Genomic DNA, 23,010 nt, shown 5'->3' with positions numbered 1-23,010 from the left:
TACCCACCGCCCGCTTTTCACCATGACCCCGCAAGAACTCAAAACCATCATGGGCTCCGGCCTGCTCTCGTTCCCCATCACCGACTTCGACGAGCAAGGCAACTTCCGCCCCAAGACCTACATCGAGCGCCTGGAGTGGCTCGCCCCTTATGGCGCCAGTGCTCTGTTTGCCGCTGGCGGCACGGGGGAGTACTTCTCGCTCTCAGGCCCCGAGTACAGCGAGGTCATCAAGACGGCGGTAGAGACCTGCCGGGGCAAGGTGCCGATCATTGCCGGCGCCGGTGGCCCCACCCGCACGGCCATTGCCCACGCGCAGGAGGCCGAGCGTTTGGGTGCCCACGGCATCCTGCTGCTGCCGCATTACCTGACCGAGGCGGGTCAGGAAGGTCTGATCGCCCATGTGGAGCAGGTCTGCAAGAGCGTGAAGTTCGGTGTGATCGTCTACAACCGTGACCGCACCAAGCTCACGGCCGAGTCCCTGGCCATCCTGGCCGAGCGTTGTCCGAACCTGGTGGGGTTCAAGGACGGGGTGGGCAATATCGAGACCATGTCTTCCATTTACATGAAGCTGGGGGACCGTTTCTCGTACCTGGGCGGCCTGCCCACGGCCGAGGTGTATGCGGCGGCCTACAAGGCGCTGGGCACGCCGGTGTATTCGTCGGCGGTGTTCAACTTCATCCCCAAGACGGCGATGGAGTTCTACAAGGCGGTGGCCAGCGATGACACAGCCACGCAGCACCGGCTGCTCAAGTCGTTCTTCATGCCGTACCTGGCCATCCGCAACCGGGTGGAGGGCTATGGCGTGTCGATCATCAAGGCGGGGGCGCGCATCGTGGGCCATGACGGCGGCCCGGTGCGGGCGCCGCTGACGGACCTCAAGCCCCATGAGATGGAAGAGCTCAAGGCGCTGATTGACAAGCTCGGGCCGCAGTGAACGCGGCCGACTGATTCCTTCCTTTTCTCATCCACCCCCGAGGCTCCGCAGAGGGCCTGCCATCACTACTTTCGGAGACACCCTCATGTTCGTTGCCCAGAAACTGTTGCTTGTAGCTGCCGCCTGTGGCCTTGCCTTTGCCGCATCTGCGCAGACCGCCGCGCCCGCTGCTACCACCTGGCCCGATAAACCCGTGACCATCGTCGTGCCGTTCCCGGCCGGCGGTTCCACCGACATGGTGGCCCGCGCCATGGCCCTCCACATGGGCGACAAGTTGGGCCAGAACTTCGTGGTGGACAACCGCCCGGGTGCCACGGGCACACTGGGCGCGGGCATGGTCAAGCGCGCGCCAGCCGATGGCTACACGCTGCTGGTGTCGTCGCTGGGTGCCTTTGTCGTGGCGCCGCACTTGCTCAAGAGCGTGCCGTACGACGCCCTCAAGGACTTTGACTACATCACCGTGCCCGTGCAGGCACCCAACGTGCTGGTCGCAGCCCCCGGACAGAAGGCGCGCACCGTGAAGGAGGTGATCGCCCAGCTCAAGGCCAACCCGGGCAAGGTGAGTTTTGCCAGCTCGGGCAACGGCTCTTCGGACCATCTCTCGGCCGAGGTGTTCTGGCAGCAGACCGGCACGGAAGGCCTGCACATCCCCTACAAGGGCGGCGCGCCGGCCATCAACGACCTGCTGGGCGGACAGGTGGAGTTCTCGTTCCAGAACGTGAACGCCGTGCTGCAGCACATTCGCGCGGGCAAGCTGCATGCGATTGCTGTAACGGGTGACAAGCGCAGCCCCGTGCTGCCCGATGTACCCACCTTGGCTGAGGCCGGCGTGACCGGTGCCGAGGTGTATTCGTGGCAGGGCATGGCCGCACCCAAGGGCCTGCCACCTGCACTCAAGAAGAAGCTCGCGGACGCCGCCATCGCAGCCATCAACGACCCTGCCGTGAAAAAGCGCATGCTGGACCAGGGCCTGGAGATTGTCGGCAGCACGCCCGAAGCCTTCACCGCCTACCAAGCGCGCGAATTTGCCCGTTGGAAGACCGTGATCGAGACCCGAAAAATCACCGCTGATTAATTCGTTACAACCCCCTGAGTCGCTTCGCGCCTTCCCCCTTCTCTCGAACTACTGCGTAGTTTGGGAAGGGGGACACCGCCAGCGCGGCGGGGCGGCCCTTGCGCGGCGGTTCTGGCATCGGCCGCGCGCTTTCGACCGGATCGCCTGACTCCCGCCTTCGCAATCCAATACCACCATGAACACACCTTCCATTCCCTCCAAGGCCTTTGCCACCAGCACACCCGTTATCACCGAGCTGCGCGTGGTGCCTGTGGCGGGCCACGACAGCATGCTCATGAACCTGAGCGGCGCGCACGGTCCATTCTTCACGCGCAACCTGCTCATCCTGCGTGACAGCGCGGGCAACACAGGCGTGGGTGAAGTACCCGGCGGCGAGAAGATCCGCCAGACCATCGAAGATGCGCGACCGCTCATCGTGGGCCAGCCCGTGGGTCACCACAACGCCGTGCTCAATGCCATGCGCGCCCAGTTTGCCGACCGCGATGCGGGCGGGCGTGGCCTGCAGACCTTTGACCTGCGCATCACCATCCATGCCGTGACGGCGGTGGAGTCGGCCTTTCTCGATCTGCTGGGCCAGCACCTGGGCGTGCCCGTGGCCGCGCTGCTGGGCGACGGCGTGCAGCGCACATCGGTGCAAATGCTGGGCTACCTGTTCTATGTGGGCGACCGGGCAAAGACCGATCTGGCCTACCGCACCGAGCCCGGCGCTGACAACGACTGGTTCCGCCTGCGCAACGAAAAGGCGATGACGGCTGAGGGCATCGTGCGCCTGGCCGAAGCCGCTTACCAGCGCTATGGCTTTGCTGACTTCAAGCTCAAGGGCGGTGTGCTGCGCGGCGAGGAAGAGGTTGAGGCCATCCGCGCGCTGCACGAGCGCTTCCCCGAAGCGCGCGTGACGCTGGACCCCAATGGCGGCTGGCTGTTGAAAGACGCCATCCGCCTCACGCGCGACCTGCATGGCGTGATGGCCTATGCCGAAGACCCCTGCGGCGCAGAAGGCGTGTTCTCGGGCCGCGAGGTGATGGCCGAGTTCCGCCGCGCCACCGGCCTGCCCACCGCTACCAACATGGTGGCCACCGACTGGCGCGAAATGGCGCACAGCCTGGCGCTGCAGTCGGTGGATATTCCGCTGGCAGACCCGCATTTCTGGACCATGGCCGGATCAGTGCGTGTGGCGCAGATGTGCCAGGCCTTCGGCCTGACCTGGGGCTCGCACTCCAACAATCATTTCGATGTTTCGCTGGCCATGTTCACCCATGTGGGCGCTGCCGCGCCGGGGCGCGTCACGGCTATCGACACGCACTGGATCTGGCAGGACGGAGAGCGCCTGACCCAGCAGCCGTTCCAGATCAAGAATGGTTTCATCGACCTGCCCGCGAAGCCCGGTCTGGGGGTGGAGCTGGACATGGACGAGGTTGAGCGCGCCCACCGCCTGTACCTGCAGCATGGCCTGGGCGCACGCGACGATGCCATCGCCATGCAGTACCTGATCCCCGGCTGGAAGTTCAACAACAAGTCGCCTTGTATGGTGCGCTGAGGTGGGTGAAAAACACAAAGCCCTCCAATGGAGGGCTTTGTTGTTGATGCAGGGCAGGGGGATCACGCCATCCGGTCTTCCGCCCGTCGCCGGGGCAACTGGCGCTTGACGGACGGGCGCTGCAGGCGCTGCTTGGGGTCCACCCCCTCGGGCAGGCTGGTGGCGCGCTGCAGTTGCAGGTGGGCCACCAGGCCGCCAGTGCTGGAGTTGGCCAGCGCAAAGATGCCGCCCATGCGCTGCACCGTCTTGTCCACAATCGACAGTCCCAGGCCTGCGCCCGCGGCCGCCGTGCGTGCCGAGTCGCCCCGGAAGAATGGCTTGGTCAGGTTGGACAGTTGCTCGGGCGGCACGCCCGGGCCATGGTCGCGCAGCTTGATCAGCACCCAGTTTTCGCGGCTCTTGGCGGCGATGTCCACGTTGGTGATGCCCGTGTCCTCGTTCTTGCCGTAGCGCCGGGCGTTTTCCAGCAGGTTGGAGATCACCCGGGCCAGCTCCACTTCATCGGCCAGCACGTTCAGGTCTTCCGGCACCGCCATGGTGATCTGCAGCTCGCGGTGGTCCTGCACGGCATACACACACGATGACACCACCGCATGCAGGTTCACAGGGGTGAGCGTCACGTGGTCGGGCCGTGCGTAGTCCAGAAACTTGTCGATGGTGGCGTCGAGCTGCACGATGTCGGCCACCATGTGCTCGCGGGCCACTTCGTCGGTCACGCTCATCTCGGTTTCCAGCCGCAGGCGCGCCAGCGGCGTGCGCAGGTCGTGCGAAATGCCCGCCAGCATCACGGCGCGGTCCTGTTCCAGCTTGGCCAGCTTTTGGGCCATGCGGTTGAAGCCGATGTTCACCTCGCGGATTTCGCTGGTCACCACTTCTTCGTCGAGGTGGCTGGCGGCAAAGTCACCGTCTTTGACGCGGTTGGCCGCATAGGACAGCTGCTTGAGCGGGCGGTTGATTAGCCGCGCAATGGCAGCGGCACCGGCCAGCGACAGCGCGGCGGCCGTGATCAGCCAGATCAGCCAGGTGCGTCCCCCTGCCGGGCTGAAGCGCGAGCGGTCCATCAAAAGCCAGTTGGGGTCGCCGTTGATGTTGAAGCCGACCCACAGCCCGTTTTCTCCGTTCACGCTTTGCGCCACGATGGTGTCCGGGCCCAGGCGCATGGTCAGCTCGTCGGTCAGGCGGTTGCCCAGGGCCGTGGGATCGAGCAGTGCGTACTTGTCCTTGGGCTCGCGCGGCAGGATGCGCACACCCTCCTGGTCGGCCATGGTCTTGATGAGCGACACGCGCGCGATGGCGTCGGAGTGCACCAGCGCCGCGCGGCTCAGGTTGACCAGCGATGCAATCTGCTGCGCCGTCTGCAGTGTGCGCGGTTCAAACTCCAGCGCGCGCAGGGTCTGCAACCACGCCAGGATGCTGCCCACCAGCAGCAGGGCCAGCAGAAAAAACGTGCGCCAGAAAAGGTTCAGACCGACGCGCGCACGCTGTTCCCGCGCCCGCCGAATGGCCTCCAGCGGAGCAGGGCTGGTGGCGTCGGAAGGGGCGGTGACAGACTTGCGGGACGAAGATCTCGGCTTGCCCTCAGTGTTGGCCATGAACTATCAGCTCGTTCCGTCCGGTACGAACACGTAGCCCACGCCCCAGACGGTCTGGATGTAGCGGGGCGCTGCGGCATCCACTTCCACCAGCTTGCGCAGGCGCGATACCTGCACGTCCAGGCTGCGGTCAAAGGGCTCGAACTCGCGGCCGCGGGCCAGCAGGGCCAGCTTTTCGCGCGACAGGGGCTGGCGCGGGTGGCGCACCAGGGCCTTGAGCATGGCAAATTCGCCGGTGGTCAGGGGCAGCTCTTCGCCATTGCGCTGCAGAGCGCGGGTGCCCAGGTCGAAGGTAAAGGGGCCAAAGGTGACCACTTCGTTGTCGCCCGAGGGGGCGCCCGGGGCTTCCTGCGCAGGGCGGCGGCGCAGCACGGCGTGGATGCGGGCCAGCAGCTCGCGCGGGTTGAAGGGCTTGCCCAGGTAATCGTCGGCGCCCACTTCCAGGCCCACGATGCGGTCCACGTCCTCGCCCTTGGCAGTGAGCATGATGATGGGGGTGCGGTCATTGGCGGCGCGCAGGCGGCGGCAGATCGACAAACCGTCTTCGCCAGGCATCATCAGGTCCAGCACGATGATGTCCACCGTTTCGCGCAGCAGCAGGCGGTTGAGGGCCTTGCCGTCTTCGGCAACCATGACTTCAAAACCCTCTTGGGTGAGGTAGCGGCGCAGCAGGTCGCGGATGCGGGCGTCGTCGTCCACTACCAGAACTTTGTCGGTGCGATTGGGTGTTGTGGCCATGTTGATCTCAAGTCCAATTTGTAACAGAGCCAATTCTGACCAGTTGGAACGCCGAAGTTCGGGTTTGAAGGCCGGGTTTGACCAAATGTTACAAGTTTTGCCCAGCTTCGCACCTCGTGCGACATGGCTTTGTCAAGGGCGTCGCGCGCAGCGGTTAAGGTGGTGTCCCGCACGCCTGGCAACCGGGGTGTGCACCGATGACAAGGACCGTTTGATGATGAAAAACACTACCAAATTGATAGCTGCCAGTGCATTGATTGCCTGCGCAAGCGCCGCGTTTGCCCAAAATGCACCAGCGCCTGAGCTGCGCAATGTGGTGCAGTTGTCGGCCACAGGCACGGTGGAGGTGCAGCAGGATCTGCTGGTGCTCAACCTCGCTACCAGCAAGGAGGCTGCCGATGCGGCCACCGTGCAGACCCAGCTCAAGCAGGCGTTAGACGCGGCCCTGACGGAGGCCAAGCGCAATGCTCAGCCCGGTCAGCTGGATGTGCGCACCGGCCCGTTCGGGTTGTACCCGCGCTACGGCAAGGACGGCAAGATCAACGGCTGGCAGGGACGTGCCGAACTGGTGCTGGAGGGGCGTGACTTTGCACGCATCACGGCCACTGCCGGCAAGATCCAGACCCTTGCGATCAGCCAGGTCGCGTTTGGCCTGTCGCGCGAAGCCCGCGCCAAGGTGGAATCCGAGGCCCAGACCCAGGCCATCGAGCAGTTCAAGGCCCGGGCCGCCGAGCTGGCCAAGGGCTTTGGATTTGCCAACTACAGCCTGCGCGAAGTGGCCGTGAACAGTAATGAAATGTCGCCCGGCCCCCGACCCCGCATGATGGCGGCCGAGGCCAAGGTGGCGTCGTTCTCGGACTCTGCTGTGCCGGTGGAAGCGGGCAAGGCCCAGGTCACGGTGAACGTGTCGGGCTCAGTGCAGATGCGCTGAGGGCGCCCGGGCCGCTGATTTGCCCTGTTTGAGGTGAAAATGGCTGCAAGCGCCAGTGCAATAAGCGCTGGCAGCTATCAAAAGCAGAGCGATTGCTCAGCGCCGGCTTACTGAGCAGCCCATCCGCCGTCCATGTTCCACGCCACACCGCGCACGTTGTTGGCGGCGGGGGAGCAGAAGAACACGGCCAGTTCGCCCAGCTCTTCGGGCGTGGTGAACTGCATGGAAGGCTCCTTCTCGCCCAGCAGCAGCTTCTTGGCTTCTTCGTTCGAGATGCTATGTTCAGCGGCCTTGGCATCCACCTGTTTTTGCACCAGCGGCGTCAGCACCCAGCCGGGGCAGATGGCATTGCAGGTCACGCCCGTGGTGGCGTTTTCCAGAGCGGTGACCTTGGTCAGGCCGACGATGCCGTGCTTGGCGGCCACGTAAGCAGACTTCTGGGCCGATCCCACCAGGCCGTGCACCGACGCCACATTGATGATGCGGCCCCAGTTGGCGCTCTTCATCGCGGGCAGGGCCAGGCGCGAGGTGTGGAAGGCACTGGTCAGGTTGATGGCGATGATGGAATCCCAGCGCTCAACGGGGAAGTTCTCCACATTGGCCACATGCTGGATGCCTGCGTTGTTGACCAGGATGTCCACGCGGCCGAACTGGCTGGCGCTGTACTTCATCATGTCTTCGATGTCTGCCACACGGCTCATGTCCGCGCCGTGGTACGCCACCTGGGCCCCTGCGGCCTCACCGGCGGCCAGCACTTCGGCACGCGGGACATCCACATCGCCAAAGCCGTTGAGCACGATGTTGGCACCCTGGCGCGCCAGGGCCTTGGCGATGCCAAGACCAATGCCGCTGGTGGAGCCGGTGACGAGGGCAGTTTTGCCTTTCAGCATGGGAGTCTCTCCGAATGAATTACGATGCAACGCAAGAAAAAGTCGGCACCCAAGGGCAAGCAATGGGTGCCAACGACCACGGCATTATCGAGCGCTGCCCCCGGATTTCGCACCCATGATTGAACCTACGCTGAACTACGTACTGTGCCCAGGCCCCGCGGCTGCGCCGGATACTCCAGACCGCGCACCCGCTCCCGCACAGCAGCACCGCATGGCGTACTGGGAGTGGAACGCCACCGGCAACCCGGTGCACCCGCATGTCATCGTCTGCGTGCATGGCCTGTCGCGCCAGGGGCGGGATTTCGACGTGCTGGCCCGGGTGCTGAGCCAGCATGCACGGGTGGTCTGCCCCGACGTGGTGGGCCGAGGCCGCAGCGACTGGCTGGCCGACCCCATGGGCTACCAGATTCCCCAATACGCAGCGGACATGCTGGCATTGCTTGCGCAGTTGCACCAGCAAGCCCCCATTACCACTCTGGACTGGGTGGGCACGAGCATGGGTGGGCTCATCGGCATGGGCATCACCGGCCAGCCGGGCCTGCCTTTGCCGGTGCCTGTGCGCCGGTTGGTGCTGAACGATGTGGGGCCCGTCATCCAGTGGCAGGCGCTGCAGCGCATCGGGCAGTATCTGGGGCAGCCCGCGCGGTTTGTATCGCTGCAGCAGGCGGCCGATGCGATGTGGGCCATCTCCACCAGCTTTGGCCCCCACACACCCGCCCAGTGGCTGGAGCTGTCGCTTGCCATGGTGCGTGAGCTGCCGCAGTCCGCCGGAGGCGGCTTGGCGCTGCACTATGACCCGGCGATTGCCGTGCCTTTCAAGACGCTGACGCAGGAGGCAGCAGTGGAGGGCGAGGCGGCGCTGTGGCAGCTGTATGACCACATCACGGCCGGGACGTTGCTGTTGCGCGGTGCGCAGTCCGACCTGCTCTCGCGCGAGACGGCGCAGGCCATGGCGCAGCGCGGGCCCCATGCCCGTGTGGTGGAGTTTGAAGGCGTGGGCCACGCGCCCACGCTCGTGGCTGAAGACCAGGTCGCCGCAGTTGTGGATTTCTTGCTGGCGGCAGAAGGTGCTGTGGCCGGATGAAAACCAACCCTCCTGCGCCAGCGTCTCTCACCCCCCAGGCCGACGCTGTCCCCCAGCTCATCGCCGCCACGGCGCACACCCTGCCAGAGCAGGTGAACGCACTGGCGCGTGCGCGCGCGTTTGCCGAACCGCTGATGGCGGGCGAAACGCTCGACTCCGGCGAGAACACGCTGGCCCACGCCGATGCGGTGGCCGCCATCCTCAAGGGCATTGGCGGCTCTGAAGCCATGCAGGCGGCCAGCTATCTGGTGCATGCCTGCATCCACCTGAACAAGCCCGAAGAAGTGATCGCCAAGGCGTTTGGCGCCAACTTTGCCGCGCTGGCCGTGGAGACCACCAAGCTGATGCGCGTGCAGCAGCAGGCCCGCGCGGCCGCGCCGCTGGACGACCCGGCCGTGCAGACAGAGAACGTGCGCAAGATGCTGCTGGCCTTCTCGCGCGACCTGCGTGTGGTGATGCTGCGCCTGGCCTCGCGCTTGCAAACGCTGCGCTTCCACGCGGCCAGCAAGCGCCCCGTGTCGCCCAGCCTGGCGCGCGAGTCGCTGCAGGTGTTTGCGCCGCTGGCCAACCGCCTGGGCATCTGGCAGGTGAAGTGGGAGCTGGAAGACTTGTCCTTCCGCTTTCTGGAGCCCGACACCTACAAGGAGGTGGCCCGCCTGCTCGACGAAAAGCGCGGCGAGCGCGAGGTCTACATGGAGCAGCTGCGCGCGCGGCTCGAATCCGATTTGCGCGCCCGCAGCATCAGCGCCACCGTCGCGGGCCGGCCCAAGCACATCTACAGCATCGTCAAGAAGATGCGCGGCAAGTCGCTCAACTTCGACCAGGTGTTCGACATCCGCGCGCTGCGCGTGGTGGTGCCCACAGTGAAGGACTGCTACGCCGCTCTGAGCTGGGTGCACGAGCAGTTCAAGCCCATCGTGGAGGAGTTTGACGACTACATCGCCAAGCCCAAACCGAACGGCTACCAGTCGCTGCACACCATCGTGCGGGACGACAACGGCAAGCCCATCGAGATCCAGATCCGCACCCAGGCCATGCACGAACACGCTGAGCATGGTGTGGCGGCGCACTGGGCCTACAAGGAGGCAGGCGCCAAAGGCTATGCGGGCGTGTCTGCGACGGGCGAGTACGACGCCAAGATCGCCGTGCTGCGCCAGTTGCTGGCATGGGAACGGGACCTAGCCGGCGCGTTGCCCAACCGGGGCCTGTTCGAGGACCGCATCTACGTGCTGACCCCCGATGCGGCCGTGGTGGAGCTGCCTCAGGGCGCCACCCCGGTGGACTTTGCCTACTCGGTGCACACCAGCCTGGGCCACCGTTGCCGGGGGGCCAAGGTCGATGGCGTGATGGTGCCGCTCAACACGCCGCTGCAGAACGGGCAGACGGTGGAAATCTCCACCGTCAAGGAAGGGCGCCCCTCGCGCGACTGGCTCAATGCCGAGCTGGGCTATCTCACCAGCAACCGCGCCAAGGCCAAGGTGCGCGCCTGGTTCAACGCCCAGGCCACGCACGAGACCATCGCCCGGGGCCGCGAGGCGGTCGAGAAGCTGCTGCAGCGCGAGGGCAAAACTGCCGTCAAGCTCGACGACTTGGCGGTGCAGCTGGGCTTCAAGTCGGCCGATGCACTGTTTGAAGTGGTGGGCAAGGACGAGTTTTCGCTGCGCAACATCGAAACGGTGCTGCGCCCGCCCGAGCCCGTGCTGCAGCCCGACGACTACCTGCTGCTCAAGAAAACCCGCACCAACGATTCGGCCCCCAAGGGCGGTGTGCTGGTGGTGGGCATCGACTCGTTGATGACGCAACTGGCCAAGTGCTGCAAGCCGGCACCGCCCGACACCATCCGTGGCTTTGTCACGCGCGGCAAGGGGGTCAGCGTGCACCGTGCCGACTGCAGCAACTTTCGCGAGATGGCGGCACGCAATGCCGAACGCGTGATCGATGTGGAATGGGGAGCGCCCAAGCCTTCAGCATCGACCGCTGTCTACCCGGTGGACGTGGCGGTGGAAGCCGCCGACCGCCAGGGCCTGTTGCGCGATATCTCGGAAGTGTTTGCGCGCGAAAAAACCAACGTGATCGGTGTGCAGACCCAGTCCGTCAAAGGCACGGCCTGGATGACTTTCACGGTGGAAGTGTCGGACTCGGGCCGCCTGAACAAGGTGCTGGGCATTGTGGCGGGCGTGCAGGGCGTCCGTTCTGCCCGCCGCCGTTGAAGCAAGGCGCGCACAGGCTTGCCTGTGAGCCCGCTCCCCGCGCATTGTGTGATTTGTAGCGCGTCGAGTCTGAAAGGCTGTTTTTATGGCTATAATCATGGTCTTGATAACGACAGGCGCGTAGCTCAGCTGGTTAGAGCACCACCTTGACATGGTGGGGGTCGTTGGTTCGAGTCCAATCGCGCCTACCAAGTTTTCTCTGAAAGAGACCAGCTTTCAGTTTGACAAAAACTTGGCACAGCACCGCAACCGGTGTTCACGCAGCAAGCCACCGCAAGGTGGCTTTTTCGTTTGTGCTTCTAGCTTCTTGCGCCCTGGGCTTTTGTTGGGGCGCGGAGCGTAAAAGGCTGCGCGTCATACGGCGCCTCGCGCATCAGTCGCCCACGCGACACATTGGTGCCCGACATCATCAGGGTATTCCTTTGCCGCTGCCGCGCAGCAGTCTCCCTAGAATGTGCTGCACTGCAATACATGGGTTTTGAGCCCGAGGAGTTCGTTGTGTCCGAACCGAAAAGCGCTGCGTCCAAATCGACCCAGCGTGTCATCAAGAAGTACCCCAACCGCCGTCTGTACGACACAGACACCTCCACCTACATCACGCTGGCCGAGGTCCGCCAGCTGGTGATGGACCACCAGAACGTGGTGGTGCGCGACGCCAAGACGGGCGAAGACCTCACGCGCAGCATCCTGCTGCAGATCATTCTGGAAGAAGAGGCGGGCGGCGCCCCGATGTTCACCGAGGCGGTGTTGGCCAACATCATCCGCTTCTACGGCCATGCCATGCAGGGGTTCATGGGCGCGTATCTGGAGAAGAACGTCCAGGCCTTTACCGATGTGCAGGCCAAGCTGGCTGAGCAGTCGCAAAGCGTGACGCCCGAGATGTGGTCGCAATTCATGAGCCTGCAGTCGCCCATGCTCAAAGGCATGATGGGCAACTATGTCGAGCAATCGCAGACCATGCTGGCCCAGATGCAGGAGCAAATGCAAAAGCAGACGGAGCAGATGCTGGGAGCATTTGGCATCAAGCGCTGACCCTCTGAGCCGCCGACCCGCAGGGGCAGTCTTTCCGGGGTCGCCGCCGCGATTTGACGGGTGCCCGGCTCTCGCTCCGACGGTGGCCAGCAGGGAACTGAATGGATCACCTTACCGGCCTTGCGCGGGAACTGGGACAATACGGGGCTATGAGCGAAGCAATTGCCCCCACCAAAACACCCAAAGTCGGATTCGTCAGCCTGGGCTGCCCCAAGGCTTTGACTGATTCCGAACTGATCCTCACGCAATTGAGCGCCGAGGGTTACGAAACCTCCAAGACCTTCCAGGGCGCAGACCTGGTCATCGTCAACACCTGCGGCTTCATTGACGATGCCGTGAAAGAAAGCCTGGACACCATTGGCGAAGCCTTGGCCGAGAACGGCAAGGTCATCGTCACCGGCTGCCTGGGCGCCCGCACGGGTGACGATGGCGGCAACATGGTGCGCCAGATGCACCCCAGCGTGCTGGCCGTGACCGGGCCCCATGCCACGCAAGAGGTGATGGATGCGGTCCACCTGAACCTGCCCAAGCCCCACGACCCGTTCGTAGACCTGGTGCCCGGCAGCTTCGGCATCGCGGGCATCAAGCTCACGCCCAAGCATTACGCTTACCTCAAGATCAGCGAAGGCTGCAACCACCGTTGTACCTTCTGCATCATCCCGTCCATGCGCGGCGATCTGGTGTCGCGCCCCATTGGCGACGTGCTGAGCGAGGCCAAGGCCTTGTTTGAAGGCGGTGTGAAAGAGTTGCTGGTGATCAGCCAGGACACCTCGGCCTATGGCGTGGACGTGAAGTACCGCACGGGCTTCTGGGACGGCAAGCCCGTCAAGACCCGCATGCTGGAGCTGGTGCAGACGCTGGGCGAGATTGCAGAACCCTATGGTGCCTGGGTGCGCCTGCACTATGTGTACCCGTACCCCAGCGTGGACGAGGTGATCCCACTCATGGCCACGGGCAAGGTGCTGCCGTACCTGGACGTGCCCTTTCAGCACAGCCACCCCGACGTGCTCAAGCGCATGAAGCGCCCCGCCAGCGGCGAGCGCAACTTGGAGCGCATCTTGCGTTGGCGCGAGGCCTGCCCCGAGCTGGTCATCCGCAGCACCTTCATTGCGGGCTTTCCGGGCGAGACGGAAGAAGAGTTCCAGCACCTGCTCGACTTTGTGCGCGAGGCGCAAATCGACCGCGCGGGCTGCTTTGCCTACAGCGATGTGAACGGCGCCGCTGCCAACGAGCTGCCCGGCATGCTGCCGATGGAAGTGCGCGAAGAGCGCCGCGCCCGCTTCATGGCGGTGGCCGAGGAAGTCTCGATTGCCAAGCTGCAGCGCCGCGTGGGCGCGACCATGCAGGTGCTGGTGGACCATGCGCCTGCCATGGGCAAGAAGGGCGGCCGGGGCCGCAGCTATGCCGATGCGCCCGAGATTGATGGCGTGGTGCACCTGCTGCCACCCGAGAAAATCAGCAAGCAGCTCAAGGTGGGCGAGTTCACCAGGGCGCGCGTCGTGGGCACGCAAGGGCACGACTTGGTCGCCGTGCCGGTGTGACGGTGCTGCAGGGGCTGAATGCTATTTTTTTGATAGCTTGAGGCGCTTGTCCGTCAGGCGCCAGTCCCCAAAAATGACCCATAAAAAAGGCTTCCCGAGGGAAGCCTTTTTTGTGACTGGGGCAGAAGGTGCCTCAGACGCGCTTGCGGTATTCGCCGGTACGCGTGTCGATTTCGATCTTGTCGCCCTGGTTCACGAACAGGGGCACGGCCACTTCGAAGCCGGTAGCGATCTTGGCGGGCTTGAGCACCTTGCCGGACGTGTCGCCCTTGACGGCAGGTTCCGTCCAGGTGATTTCACGTTCGATGCTGGTGGGCAGTTCCACGGAGATGGCCTTGCCGTCGTAGAACACCACTTCCAGGGCCATGCCGTCTTCCAGGTAGTTCAGCGAGTCGCCCATGTTTTCGGCTTCCACTTCGTACTGGTTGTACTCGGTGTCCATGCACACGTACATGGGGTCGGCGAAGTAGGAGTAGGTGCACTCCTTCTTGTCCAGGATCACGTTGTCGATCTTGTCGTCGGCCTTGAACACGACTTCGGTGCCGAAGTTGCCGATCAGGCTCTTGAGCTTCATGCGCACGGTGGCTGCACCGCGGCCGCCGCGGGCGTATTCGGTCTTCAGGACCACCATGGGGTCCTTGCCGTGCATGATGACGTTGCCGGCGCGGATTTCTTGAGCGATTTTCATAGCAAGTTGCTTGGGTTGGGGCCGCTCAACGCGCGGGCTGGCAAACCGCCTGGTTTGCGCGCCGGTGCATGTTCTGCGGCGAAAGTGCGCAGGGCGTGGGCACTGACATGCCGCGCCTGATTTGCGCAAAGCCTCGGATTTTACCGTTTTTCGGCGACAAAGCCCAAAAGTTGCGCCACAAGGTTGTCCTGCGTCAGCAGGCGCGCACGGGCTGCGCAGGTGCAGGCGGTCCACTCGGCCAGGGTGTCGTCATCGGGCCATTGCAGAGGCGCGGCGTCCAGTCCGTTCCAGGTGGCGTGGAATCGCCGCAGCGACGCTGGTGCCTGCAGCCAGTCCAGAAACGCCCAGAGCTTGTCGTGGTGGGCGTTGTCGTGCTGCGGATAGATGTGCCACACAAAGGCCTGGCCCGCCCACAGCGCGCGCACCAGGGAGTCCTCGCCCCGCACGGCGTTGAAGTCGCAGGCCCACAGCATCTCGTCAAACGCTGGCTGAGGCCGGTGGGGCAGGTAAGACAAGGACAGTTGCCCCCGCTTTTCATGCGGGAGTGGTGCCGTTGCGCTGTTCACGGGTTCGGCCAAGGCCGCCCGCACGGCGGCGGCCGGGCGGCCGGGCGTGACCAATAGCTGGGTGGGCCGCTGCGCGCATTGCTGCAGCAGGTCGGCCAGCGCGGGAGGCTCGTAACAGAACAGCGACACCCAGCGCGTGCCCGGCGCTTCGTCCCCCGCCCCGAACAGAGCCCGGTGCTCTGCACGCCAGGCGCTGCGGTCAAACGCCTCGCGCTGCTCCATCAGATGGTGCTCGCGCAGCAGGCCGCCGGTGCCGGCGGTAAAGCCGGGATAGAAAAACCAGCGCGTCCACCCCGACGCCGGGCCCGACAGGATGGGCGAAGGCAGGCGGTGGGTGCGCTCCACGTAAGCCTCGGCAGACAAGTATTCCAGGTTGATCCAGACTGGTTTGGGACGTTTTTGCCTAGAAGCGCTAGTAGAACTTGCGCTATATGCTATGAATTCAGGAGCGATATCGCAGCCGAACGCCTCCACCATCACATCGGGGGGGGACTCGTGCGGGCCCGGCGGCGGTGCGCCCCAGGGGCGTACTTCCACGCCAGGGCTTCCTGCAGGGGCCATCCATTCCAGCGCCGAGGCGTCGTCCACCCACAGGCGCACGCGGTGCCCCAGGCCCGCCAGCTGCGCCACCAGGCGCCAGCACACGCCGATGTCGCCAAAGTTGTCGATCACGCGGCAGAACACATCCCATTGCAGGGCAGGGAGGGGGCGGGGCAGGGTCATGGGGCGGAATTCGGTGGTTGCGCGCGCAGGTGGTCCACCAGCAGCCGCGCCACGCTGGAGAGGGATTCTTCCGAGCGCACGCACAGCACCAGCTGCCGGTGCGCCCAGGGCTCGCTCAGCGTGACCACGCGGATGGGCTGCGAACCCTTGTACAGCGCAGCACTGCCACGCGGCATCACGCCTACGCCGAGGCCAGCCGCCACCATCAGGCACAGCGCGTCGTAGCTGGTGACCTGCATGCGCAGGCGCAGCGGCAGGCCGGCTTCGGAGGCCGCGCGGGTCAGCTGGTTGTTGATGGCGCTGCCCGGGTGCGCGCCCACAAAGTCGTAGGGCAAGGCGTCGGCCAGCCGGGCCGACTTGCGGCGAGCCAGCGCATGGCCCGTGGGCACCACTAGCACCAGCTCGTCGGTGCGGTAGGGCAGTTGCACCACGCGGTCGCCGTACTGGCCCTGGTTGAGGATGCCCACATCGGCCGCGTTCTCGGCCACCGACTGGGCGATGGCCGTGCTGATCTGCTCCTGCAGCCGCACGTCCACCTGCGGGTGCAGCGCCATGAAGCTCTGCAGCTGCGCGGGCAAAAACTGGGTAATTGCCGAGATGTTGGCCACCACCCGCACATGGCCGCGCACGCCCGCGCCGTAGTCGTGCATCTGGCTGGCAATGCCGTCCAGGTCGTTGAGCACACCACGCGCCAGATTCAGCAGCGCATAAGCGGCAGCCGTGGGCTCGGTGCCCTTGTTGCTGCGGGTGAACAGCGCCACACGCAGCGCGTCTTCCAGGTCGGCCAGGCGACGGCTCACGGCCGATGCGGCGATGTGCTCGCGCGCGGCGGCGGCGGCGATGGTGCTTTCTTCCATCACGGCCACAAACAGGCGCAGGGAGACGGGGTCGAGTTTCATGGGGGCCTGATGGTAACAAGCGCAGCCACTGCCATGCCGGTTTGCGATGGCATCTTGTTGCTTGAGCGATTTACGGCCCCGCGCGCCCTGCGCATCATTCGCCCCGAGCCGCCCCGGCGTGGGGCTGGCCGCAGGAGACAACCCCACCCATGGATTCCATTGCTTCCCCCGCCGCACTGCAAGGCGTGCGCGTCATCGAAATGGGCCAGCTCATTGCCGGGCCGTTCTGCGGCAAGACGCTGGGCGAGTTTGGCGCCGACGTGATCAAGATCGAGGCCCCCGAGACCGGCGACCCCCTGCGTAACTGGCGCATGATCAAGGAAGGCACCTCCGTCTGGTGGCAGGTGCAGTCGCGCAACAAGCGCTCGGTGGCGCTAGACCTGCGCCAAAAGGAAGGCCAGGATATCGCCCGCCAGCTCATCGCTGAAGCCGATGTGCTGGTCGAGAACTTCCGCCCCGGCACGCTGGAGGGCTGGGGCATGTCGCCCGAAGAGCTGCACGCGCTCAACCCCGGCCTGGTGATGCTGCGCATCTCCGGCTACGGCCAGACGGGGCCGTACCGCGACCTGCCGGGCTTTGGCGCGATTGGCGAGGCGATGGGCGGCTTGCGCCACCTGACGGGCGAGCCCGGCCGCGTGCCGGTGCGGGTGGGGGTGTCGATTGGCGACACACTCGCGGCGCTGCACGGCACCATCGGCGTGCTCACCGCGCTGTACCACCGCAAGGTCAACGGCGGCAAGGGCCAGGTGATCGACGTGGCGTTGCACGAGGCGGTGTTCAACGTGATGGAAAGCCTGATCCCCGAATACAGCGCCTTTGGCGCCGTGCGCGAGGCGGCGGGCAGTGCGCTGCCAGGCATTGCCCCCAGCAATGCCTACCCTTGCCAAGACGGCTGGGTGCTGGTGGCGGGCAATGGCGACAGCATTTTCAAGCGCCTGATGGACGCGATTGGCAGACCTGACCTGGGCGCCGCGCTGGACCTGGCGAACAACACCGGCCGCGTGGCGCGTGTGGAAGAGATCGACGCGGCGATTGGCGCCTGGAGCGCGCAGCGCACTGTGCAGCAGGTGCTGGACGTGCTGGGCGCCGCCCGCGTGCCTGCAGGCAAGGTCTACACCGCCAAGGACATTGCCGAAGACCCGCACTACCGCGCCCGCGACATGCTGCTGACCCAGCAGACGCGTGACGGCTACAGCGTGGAAGTGCCGGGCATCGTGCCCAAGCTCTCTGCCACGCCGGGCACCATCCGCAGCAGCGCGCCGCACCTGGGCGATGACACCGATGCGGTGCTGGCAGAAATGGGGCTCAATGCCGAGCAGATTGCATTGCTGCGCAGCAAAGGAGTCGTGCAATGAACGCACCCAGCACCGTTTGGCAAGGCGCAGGTCGCCGCATCCACATGCAGGAAGTGGGGCTGCGCGATGGCCTGCAGATGGAAAAGGCCTTCGTGCCTACGGCTGACAAGATCGCGCTGTGCAATGCACTGTCTGCAGCCGGGCTGTCCAAGATCGAGGTGACTTCGTTCACGTCGCCTACCGCCATCCCCGCGCTGAAAGACGCCGAGATGGTGATGCGCGAGATCACGCGCCGCCCGGGCACGGTCTACACCGCGCTGGTGCCCAACCTGCGCGGGGCAGAGCGCGCCATCGAGTCGCGCACGGACGAGCTGAATCTGGTCATGTCCGTCAGCGCCACCCACAACCTCGCCAACCTGCGCATGACGCAGGAACAGTCGTTCGCGGCGCTGGCGCAGGTGGTGGCCCTGGCGCAGGGCGCCAACGTGGCGGTGAATGTGTCGCTGTCATGTGTGTTCGGCTGCCCCATGGAAGGCGATGTGGCCCAGGCCAATGTGTTTGGCTGGGTGCAGCGTTTTGTGGACCTGGGCGTGCGCGGCATCACGCTGTGCGACACCACCGGCATGGCCTACCCCACGCAGGTGCACCAGCTCACGGCGGCAGCCCGCGCGCGCTGGCCGGGGGTGGAGTTCACCCTGCATTTCCACAACACGCGCGGCATGGGGCTGGCCAATGTGCTGGCGGCCATCGACGCGGGGGCTGACCGGTTTGATGCGTCCTTGGGCGGCCTGGGCGGTTGCCCCTACGCGCCGGGCGCCAGCGGCAATGTATGCAGCGAAGAGATCGTGCATGCGCTGGCGCTGATGGGCTATGACACGGGCGTGGACTTGGCGCAATTGGTGGCCGCTGCGCAGCAGTTGCCTGCGCTCATCGGCCACGACATTCCGAGCCAAATCGCCAAGGCGGGGCCGCGCTTGACGCTGCACCCGGTGCCTGCCGATTTCGATGCCATCCGCGAAAGAGCGCTGTCCCGCTGAATGCGGACGCGCCAGTACCCCCCCATCACAACAGGAGACAAAACCATGAGCTTCCCCGCCCCACTGTCCCGCCGCCTCTTCACAGCTGCTGTGCTGTGCTCTGCCGCCTTTGCGGCAGGCGCGCAGGACAAGTACCCCTCCAAGCCCATCACCGTGGTCGTGCCCCAGGCCGCAGGCGGTGCCAACGATGCCATTGCGCGCGTGGTGGCGCAAAAGCTGGGTGAGCAACTGGGCCAGAGCGTGATCGTGGAGAACCGCCCTGGTGCGGGCGGCACGCTGGCCACCGGCGCCACGGCCCGAGCTCGCAACGACGGCTATACGCTGCTGCTCACGGCTGACAGCGCCCACGTGATTGGTCCCGCGCTCTACAAGAACCCCGGCTTTGATCCCGTGAAGGACTTTGCCCCCGTGGCGCCGGTGGCGACTGCGGGTTATGTGCTGGTGGCACACCCATCCTTCCCCGCCAACACCGTGGCCGAGATGGTGGCCTTGGCCAAGGCCAACCCCGGCAAGTATTCGATTGCCTCGGCGGGCAATGGCACGCTGAACCATCTGATTGGCGAAATGCTGCAAAAGGCCGCAGGCATCCAGTTGCAGCACATCCCCTACAAGGGCTCCGCCGCAGCCGCCACCGATGTGGTGGGTGGGCAGGTGCCGCTGTCGGTGCAAAGCCTGCCTTCGGCCATTGCGTTCATCAAGGCGGGCAAGCTCAAGGTGCTGGGCGTGGTCAATGAAAAGCGCGTGGCCGCGCTGCCCGATGCGCCCACCATTGGCGAAACCATCAAGGGATTTGGCCAGGCCCCTTGGTATGCGCTGTTTGCCCCGGCGGGCACACCCGCGCCCATCGTCGCGCAACTGCAGGCCGAGGTGGCGCGTGCGCTGGAGCACAAGGATGTGGTCGAGAAGTTAGCCACCGTGGGCTGCGAGCCCTTCAAGGGCACGGCGGCGCAGCTGGCGGCGCTGGTGCAGTCCGACCTGCCCAAGTGGAGCCGCGTGGTCAAGGAGACGGGTGCCACGGTCGATTGACCGCGCACCTTTCTGGGCACCCAACGGTTCCTCGCTTTTCAGATTTTTGACAACAACGACCACGGAGACATCGCTTTCATGAAAACCACCCGCAAGCAGTTCACCACCCTGGCCCTGGCCGCTCTGGCCACCGGCTTCATCGGCCACGCAGCGGCGCAAGGCGCTTACCCGTCCAAGAACGTCACCCTGGTGGTGCCCACCGCCGCCGGCGGCACCACCGACCTGTCGGCCCGCATGCTGGCGCAGGCCCTGGCGCCGGTGCTGGGCCAATCGGTCATCGCAGACAACAAGGGCGGGGGCAACGGCAACATTGCGGCCAGTGCCGTCAAGCGGGCCGAGGCCGATGGGTACACGCTGCTCATGCAGTACTCGGGCTACCACGTCATCTCGCCCCACATCACCAAGCAAAAGCAGTGGGAGCAGAGCGACTTCCAGCCCGTGGCCAATGTCATCTCGGCCCCGCAGATCATCGTGGTGCGGGCCGACCTGCCGGTGAAGACGCTGCCCGAGTTGATCGCCTACGCCAAGGCCAACCCCGGCAAGCTCAACTACGCCTCGTCGGGCAACGGCTCGCTGCAACATGTCACGGGTGCCATGCTGGAGCAGCAAGGTGGCATCAAGATGGTTCACGTGCCCTACAAGGGCACAGGCCCCGCGCTGCAGGACCTGCTGGGCGGCCAGGTGGACCTGACCTTTGGGACGGCGCCGCCGTTCATGCCGCACATCGCCAGCGGCAAGCTGCGCGTGCTGGCCGTGACGGGCAAGCAGCGCCTGCCCAGCCTGCCCGATGTGCCCACCACAGCCGAAGCGGGCTACCCCAAGGTCGATGCCACCTCGTGGTTTGCGGTGTTTGCCCCGGCTGCCGTGCCCAAGGCCGTGGTGGACAAGCTCACGGCCGATATCCGCACCGTGGTGCAGAACCCGGCCTTCCAGCAAAAGGCGCAAGAGCAGGGCGCCACAGCCGACTACCAGACCCCGGCTCAGCTGGGCGACAAGGTGAAGGCGGATCTGGCCAACTGGGCACAGGTGGTGAAGACCTCGAAGATCGAGGCGGAGTGACCGAGGGGCAGCGTTTTTGATCAAAATGGCTGCAAGCGCTAGTTGAATATGCGCTGGCAGCTATTTATTTGATAGTGAATGGGGCAGGCGGCGCCCGAGGCCACAATACGCGCCATGTCTGATGTGCATTCCGAAGAACTCCTGGCGCAGGTGGCTGCGCTGCCCGCCTTGCCGGGCGTGTACCGCTATTTCGACGCGCAGGATGCGCTGTTGTACGTGGGCAAGGCGCTCAACCTCAAGCGCCGGGTGTCCAGCTACTTTCAGAAGAACCACGGTGGCACCCGCATCGGCCACATGGTCAGCAAGATCGTGCGCATGGAGACCACGGTGGTGCGCTCCGAGGCCGAGGCGCTGCTGCTGGAAAACAACCTCATCAAGACGTTGAACCCCAAGTTCAACATCCTGTTCCGCGACGACAAGAGCTACCCCTACCTCAAGATCACCGGCACGCCGGGCGCGCACACGCGGGGCGATGCGCCGGGTGAGGTGTTTCCGCGCATGGCGTACTACCGGGGTGCGGTCGATAAAAAGCACCGCTACTTTGGCCCGTACCCCAGCGCCTGGGCGGTGAAGGAAACCATCCAGCTGCTGCAAAAGGTCTTTCGGCTGCGCACCTGCGAAGACACGGTGTTTGCCAACCGCACACGGCCCTGCCTGCTGTACCAAATCAAGCGCTGCACCGGGCCTTGTGTGGACCTGATTTCGCCCGAAGCGTATGCCGCCGATGTGTCGCATGCCGAGGCACTGCTGCGTGGTGAAACGCAGGAGCTGCTGCAGGCGCTGGAGGTGCGCATGATGGCGCACTCCGACAAGCTCGAATTCGAGCAGGCGGCCGAGGTGCGCAACCAGATCCAGGCGCTGTCGCGCGTTCTGCACCAGCAGTCCATCGAGACGGTGGATGACAAGGATGTAGACATCCTCGCCGTGCGCGTGCAAGGCGGCCGCGCCTGCGTCAACCTGGCTATGGTGCGCGGCGGCCGTCACTTGGGCGACCGGCCGTACTTTCCGGTGCATGTTGAAGATGCGGCGGCGGTGTTTGAGGAAGAGGGCGGCGATGGCGCAGACGAGGCGGTAGCCACTCCGTCTCGCCCCGCGCGCCCGGTGGAGGCGCTGGTACTCGAAGCCTTCATCGCCCAGCACTACATTGGCGTGCCCGTGCCGCCGTTGCTGGTGACCAGCGTGCCCGTGGACAAAGCATTGCTCGACGCGCTGACCGAACAAAGTGGCCTGCGTGTGAACGCGATCCATCAGCCCCGCGAACAGCGCCGCGCCTGGCTCGACATGGCGCAGAAGAACGCCGACCTGCAACTGGCCCGTCTGCTGGCCGAAGAAGGCTCGCAGCAGGCCCGCACGCGGGCCCTGGCCGAGGCGCTGGATTTGCCGCCCGAAGACCTGGACCAGCTCACCATCGAGTGTTTCGACATCTCGCACACGGCGGGCGAATCCACCCAGGCGTCGTGCGTGGTGTTCCACCACCACAAGATGCAGAGCAGCGAATACCGCCGCTACAAGATCGAAGGCATCACCGGCGGCGACGACTATGCCGCCATGCGCCAGGTGCTCACACGCCGCTACAGCAAGGTGGTGGAGGCGCAGCGCGAGGAGGGGGGTATCGACTTTGCCGCACCCGACGCGGAAGCTGGCGCGCCCACCCGCAAAGGGGCTGCGCGCCTGCCCGATCTGGTGCTCATCGACGGTGGCAAGGGCCAGGTGGGCGTGGCGCGCGAGGTGTTCACCGCGCTGGGGCTGGACCTGACCCGTATCGTGGGCGTGGAGAAGGGTGAAGGCCGCAAGGTGGGGCTGGAAGAGCTGGTGTTTGCCGATGGGCGCGAGAAGGTCTATCTGGGCAAGGACTCGGCCGCGCTGATGCTGGTGGCGCAGATCCGCGATGAGGCGCACCGCTTTGCCATTACCGGCATGCGGGCTGCGCGCGCCAAGGTGCGGGTGGGTGGCGGGCAGCTCGAAGAAATTGCGGGGGTTGGCCCCAAGAAGCGCGCGCGGCTGCTGCAGCGCTTTGGCGGGGTGCGCGGCGTGGCAGCGGCCAGTGTCGAGGACCTGGCCACCGTCGATGGCATCTCACGCGATTTGGCGGAAGAAATTTACAAGGCCCTGCGATAAGCCCCGCACCGTTCCGCGGCCGCGCCGTGACACAA

At 65.2% G+C, this 23,010-nt stretch carries 19 protein-coding genes and 1 tRNA gene; 14 read left to right on the top strand and 6 right to left on the bottom strand.

Features of this window, described 5'->3' with window-relative positions:
- Positions 1-22 precede the first annotated feature (22 nt).
- The 3 genes from kdgD (at position 23) to gudD (ending at position 3,546) form a co-directional block, all read left to right on the top strand.
- Positions 23-934, top strand: a complete 912-nt coding sequence (kdgD, locus tag ACOYR4_RS14820) for a 5-dehydro-4-deoxyglucarate dehydratase (RefSeq protein WP_422847130.1) — start codon at positions 23-25, stop codon at positions 932-934.
- A gap of 85 nt (positions 935-1,019) precedes the next feature.
- On the top strand, positions 1,020-2,009 hold the full coding sequence (locus tag ACOYR4_RS14815) for a Bug family tripartite tricarboxylate transporter substrate binding protein (RefSeq protein WP_422847129.1): 990 nt from the start codon (positions 1,020-1,022) through the stop codon (positions 2,007-2,009).
- A gap of 175 nt (positions 2,010-2,184) precedes the next feature.
- Entirely contained in the window at positions 2,185-3,546 is a 1,362-nt protein-coding gene (gene gudD, locus ACOYR4_RS14810; protein ID WP_422847128.1) for a glucarate dehydratase, read from the top strand.
- A 62-nt stretch (positions 3,547-3,608) separates the two neighbouring features.
- On the opposite strand, the gene ACOYR4_RS14805 is transcribed toward gudD, so the two are convergent.
- The gene (locus ACOYR4_RS14805) at positions 3,609-5,138 is read right to left on the bottom strand and encodes a sensor histidine kinase (RefSeq protein ID WP_209820107.1); all 1,530 of its coding nucleotides are present in this window, start codon (positions 5,136-5,138) and stop codon (positions 3,609-3,611) included.
- A 6-nt stretch (positions 5,139-5,144) separates the two neighbouring features.
- Positions 5,145-5,876: a two-component system response regulator OmpR gene (gene ompR, locus ACOYR4_RS14800; protein WP_015014739.1), complete on the bottom strand. Its 732-nt coding sequence runs from the start codon at positions 5,874-5,876 to the stop codon at positions 5,145-5,147.
- Between the two features lie 217 nt (positions 5,877-6,093).
- Between ompR and ACOYR4_RS14795 the strand changes: the two genes are divergently transcribed.
- Complete coding sequence (locus ACOYR4_RS14795) at positions 6,094-6,807, top strand: SIMPL domain-containing protein (protein ID WP_209820109.1); 714 nt, start codon at positions 6,094-6,096, stop codon at positions 6,805-6,807.
- A gap of 107 nt (positions 6,808-6,914) precedes the next feature.
- On the opposite strand, the gene ACOYR4_RS14790 is transcribed toward ACOYR4_RS14795, so the two are convergent.
- On the bottom strand, positions 6,915-7,697 hold the full coding sequence (locus ACOYR4_RS14790; RefSeq protein WP_422847127.1) for a 3-hydroxybutyrate dehydrogenase: 783 nt from the start codon (positions 7,695-7,697) through the stop codon (positions 6,915-6,917).
- 115 nt (positions 7,698-7,812) lie between these two features.
- On the opposite strand from ACOYR4_RS14790, the gene ACOYR4_RS14785 reads away from it, so the two are divergent.
- The 5 genes from ACOYR4_RS14785 (at position 7,813) to rimO (ending at position 13,564) form a co-directional block, all read left to right on the top strand.
- The gene (locus ACOYR4_RS14785) at positions 7,813-8,781 is read left to right on the top strand and encodes an alpha/beta fold hydrolase (RefSeq protein ID WP_422847126.1); all 969 of its coding nucleotides are present in this window, start codon (positions 7,813-7,815) and stop codon (positions 8,779-8,781) included.
- A complete protein-coding gene (locus ACOYR4_RS14780) occupies positions 8,778-10,991 on the top strand; it encodes a RelA/SpoT family protein (protein ID WP_422847125.1) in 2,214 nt (737 codons plus the stop codon). Before ACOYR4_RS14785 ends, ACOYR4_RS14780 begins: the two co-directional genes overlap by 4 nt.
- A gap of 114 nt (positions 10,992-11,105) precedes the next feature.
- A tRNA-Val gene (locus ACOYR4_RS14775) sits at positions 11,106-11,182 on the top strand.
- A gap of 280 nt (positions 11,183-11,462) precedes the next feature.
- Positions 11,463-12,023 (top strand): polyhydroxyalkanoate synthesis repressor PhaR, encoded by a 561-nt coding sequence (gene phaR, locus ACOYR4_RS14770; protein WP_015014734.1) that lies wholly within the window; start codon positions 11,463-11,465, stop codon positions 12,021-12,023.
- A 149-nt stretch (positions 12,024-12,172) separates the two neighbouring features.
- Positions 12,173-13,564, top strand: coding sequence for a 30S ribosomal protein S12 methylthiotransferase RimO (gene rimO / locus ACOYR4_RS14765; RefSeq protein WP_422847124.1), 1,392 nt, complete (start codon positions 12,173-12,175; stop codon positions 13,562-13,564).
- A gap of 133 nt (positions 13,565-13,697) precedes the next feature.
- On the opposite strand, the gene efp is transcribed toward rimO, so the two are convergent.
- From efp to ACOYR4_RS14750, 3 genes are all read right to left on the bottom strand, one after another.
- Positions 13,698-14,252, bottom strand: coding sequence for an elongation factor P (gene efp / locus ACOYR4_RS14760; protein WP_015014732.1), 555 nt, complete (start codon positions 14,250-14,252; stop codon positions 13,698-13,700).
- 140 nt (positions 14,253-14,392) lie between these two features.
- A complete protein-coding gene (gene earP / locus ACOYR4_RS14755; RefSeq protein WP_422847123.1) occupies positions 14,393-15,541 on the bottom strand; it encodes an elongation factor P maturation arginine rhamnosyltransferase EarP in 1,149 nt (382 codons plus the stop codon).
- Positions 15,538-16,440 carry a LysR family transcriptional regulator gene (locus ACOYR4_RS14750; RefSeq protein WP_422847122.1) on the bottom strand — a complete coding sequence of 301 codons (903 nt, stop codon included), beginning with the start codon at positions 16,438-16,440 and terminating at the stop codon, positions 15,538-15,540. The genes earP and ACOYR4_RS14750 overlap by 4 nt, the downstream gene beginning before the upstream one ends.
- A 149-nt stretch (positions 16,441-16,589) precedes the next feature.
- Here ACOYR4_RS14750 and ACOYR4_RS14745 point away from each other — a divergent pair, with 149 nt between their 5' ends.
- The 5 genes from ACOYR4_RS14745 to uvrC all read left to right on the top strand — a co-directional run bounded on the left by ACOYR4_RS14745 (position 16,590) and on the right by uvrC (position 22,975).
- Entirely contained in the window at positions 16,590-17,795 is a 1,206-nt protein-coding gene (locus ACOYR4_RS14745) for a CaiB/BaiF CoA transferase family protein (protein ID WP_422847121.1), read from the top strand.
- Positions 17,792-18,772, top strand: coding sequence for a hydroxymethylglutaryl-CoA lyase (locus tag ACOYR4_RS14740; RefSeq protein ID WP_422847120.1), 981 nt, complete (start codon positions 17,792-17,794; stop codon positions 18,770-18,772). The genes ACOYR4_RS14745 and ACOYR4_RS14740 overlap by 4 nt, the downstream gene beginning before the upstream one ends.
- 45 nt (positions 18,773-18,817) lie before the next feature.
- Entirely contained in the window at positions 18,818-19,798 is a 981-nt protein-coding gene (locus tag ACOYR4_RS14735; RefSeq protein ID WP_422847119.1) for a Bug family tripartite tricarboxylate transporter substrate binding protein, read from the top strand.
- Between the two features lie 78 nt (positions 19,799-19,876).
- On the top strand, positions 19,877-20,857 hold the full coding sequence (locus tag ACOYR4_RS14730; RefSeq protein ID WP_015014724.1) for a Bug family tripartite tricarboxylate transporter substrate binding protein: 981 nt from the start codon (positions 19,877-19,879) through the stop codon (positions 20,855-20,857).
- Between the two features lie 114 nt (positions 20,858-20,971).
- Positions 20,972-22,975, top strand: a complete 2,004-nt coding sequence (uvrC, locus tag ACOYR4_RS14725; RefSeq protein ID WP_422847118.1) for an excinuclease ABC subunit UvrC — start codon at positions 20,972-20,974, stop codon at positions 22,973-22,975.
- Positions 22,976-23,010 lie beyond the last annotated feature (35 nt).

It is taken from the genome of Acidovorax sp. M14, assembly GCF_049331375.1.
Taxonomy (GTDB): Bacteria; Pseudomonadota; Gammaproteobacteria; order Burkholderiales; family Burkholderiaceae_C; genus Acidovorax.
The sequence above is the reverse complement of the archived record's forward strand: the minus strand, read 5'-3'. Positions and strand labels throughout refer to the sequence as shown.

Bases quoted from the DNA above. Each gene is read 5' to 3' on its own strand.
- kdgD (WP_422847130.1), top strand. From the start codon at position 23: ATGACCCCGCAAGAACTCAAAACCATCATGGGCTCCGGCCTGCTCTCG.
- ACOYR4_RS14815 (WP_422847129.1), top strand. From the start codon at position 1,020: ATGTTCGTTGCCCAGAAACTGTTGCTTGTAGCTGCCGCCTGTGGCCTT.
- gudD (WP_422847128.1), top strand. From the start codon at position 2,185: ATGAACACACCTTCCATTCCCTCCAAGGCCTTTGCCACCAGCACACCC.
- ACOYR4_RS14805 (WP_209820107.1), bottom strand. From the start codon at position 5,138: ATGGCCAACACTGAGGGCAAGCCGAGATCTTCGTCCCGCAAGTCTGTC.
- ompR (WP_015014739.1), bottom strand. From the start codon at position 5,876: ATGGCCACAACACCCAATCGCACCGACAAAGTTCTGGTAGTGGACGAC.
- ACOYR4_RS14795 (WP_209820109.1), top strand. From the start codon at position 6,094: ATGAAAAACACTACCAAATTGATAGCTGCCAGTGCATTGATTGCCTGC.
- ACOYR4_RS14790 (WP_422847127.1), bottom strand. From the start codon at position 7,697: ATGCTGAAAGGCAAAACTGCCCTCGTCACCGGCTCCACCAGCGGCATT.
- ACOYR4_RS14785 (WP_422847126.1), top strand. From the start codon at position 7,813: ATGATTGAACCTACGCTGAACTACGTACTGTGCCCAGGCCCCGCGGCT.
- ACOYR4_RS14780 (WP_422847125.1), top strand. From the start codon at position 8,778: ATGAAAACCAACCCTCCTGCGCCAGCGTCTCTCACCCCCCAGGCCGAC.
- phaR (WP_015014734.1), top strand. From the start codon at position 11,463: ATGGGTTTTGAGCCCGAGGAGTTCGTTGTGTCCGAACCGAAAAGCGCT.
- rimO (WP_422847124.1), top strand. From the start codon at position 12,173: ATGAGCGAAGCAATTGCCCCCACCAAAACACCCAAAGTCGGATTCGTC.
- efp (WP_015014732.1), bottom strand. From the start codon at position 14,252: ATGAAAATCGCTCAAGAAATCCGCGCCGGCAACGTCATCATGCACGGC.
- earP (WP_422847123.1), bottom strand. From the start codon at position 15,541: ATGACCCTGCCCCGCCCCCTCCCTGCCCTGCAATGGGATGTGTTCTGC.
- ACOYR4_RS14750 (WP_422847122.1), bottom strand. From the start codon at position 16,440: ATGAAACTCGACCCCGTCTCCCTGCGCCTGTTTGTGGCCGTGATGGAA.
- ACOYR4_RS14745 (WP_422847121.1), top strand. From the start codon at position 16,590: ATGGATTCCATTGCTTCCCCCGCCGCACTGCAAGGCGTGCGCGTCATC.
- ACOYR4_RS14740 (WP_422847120.1), top strand. From the start codon at position 17,792: ATGAACGCACCCAGCACCGTTTGGCAAGGCGCAGGTCGCCGCATCCAC.
- ACOYR4_RS14735 (WP_422847119.1), top strand. From the start codon at position 18,818: ATGAGCTTCCCCGCCCCACTGTCCCGCCGCCTCTTCACAGCTGCTGTG.
- ACOYR4_RS14730 (WP_015014724.1), top strand. From the start codon at position 19,877: ATGAAAACCACCCGCAAGCAGTTCACCACCCTGGCCCTGGCCGCTCTG.
- uvrC (WP_422847118.1), top strand. From the start codon at position 20,972: ATGTCTGATGTGCATTCCGAAGAACTCCTGGCGCAGGTGGCTGCGCTG.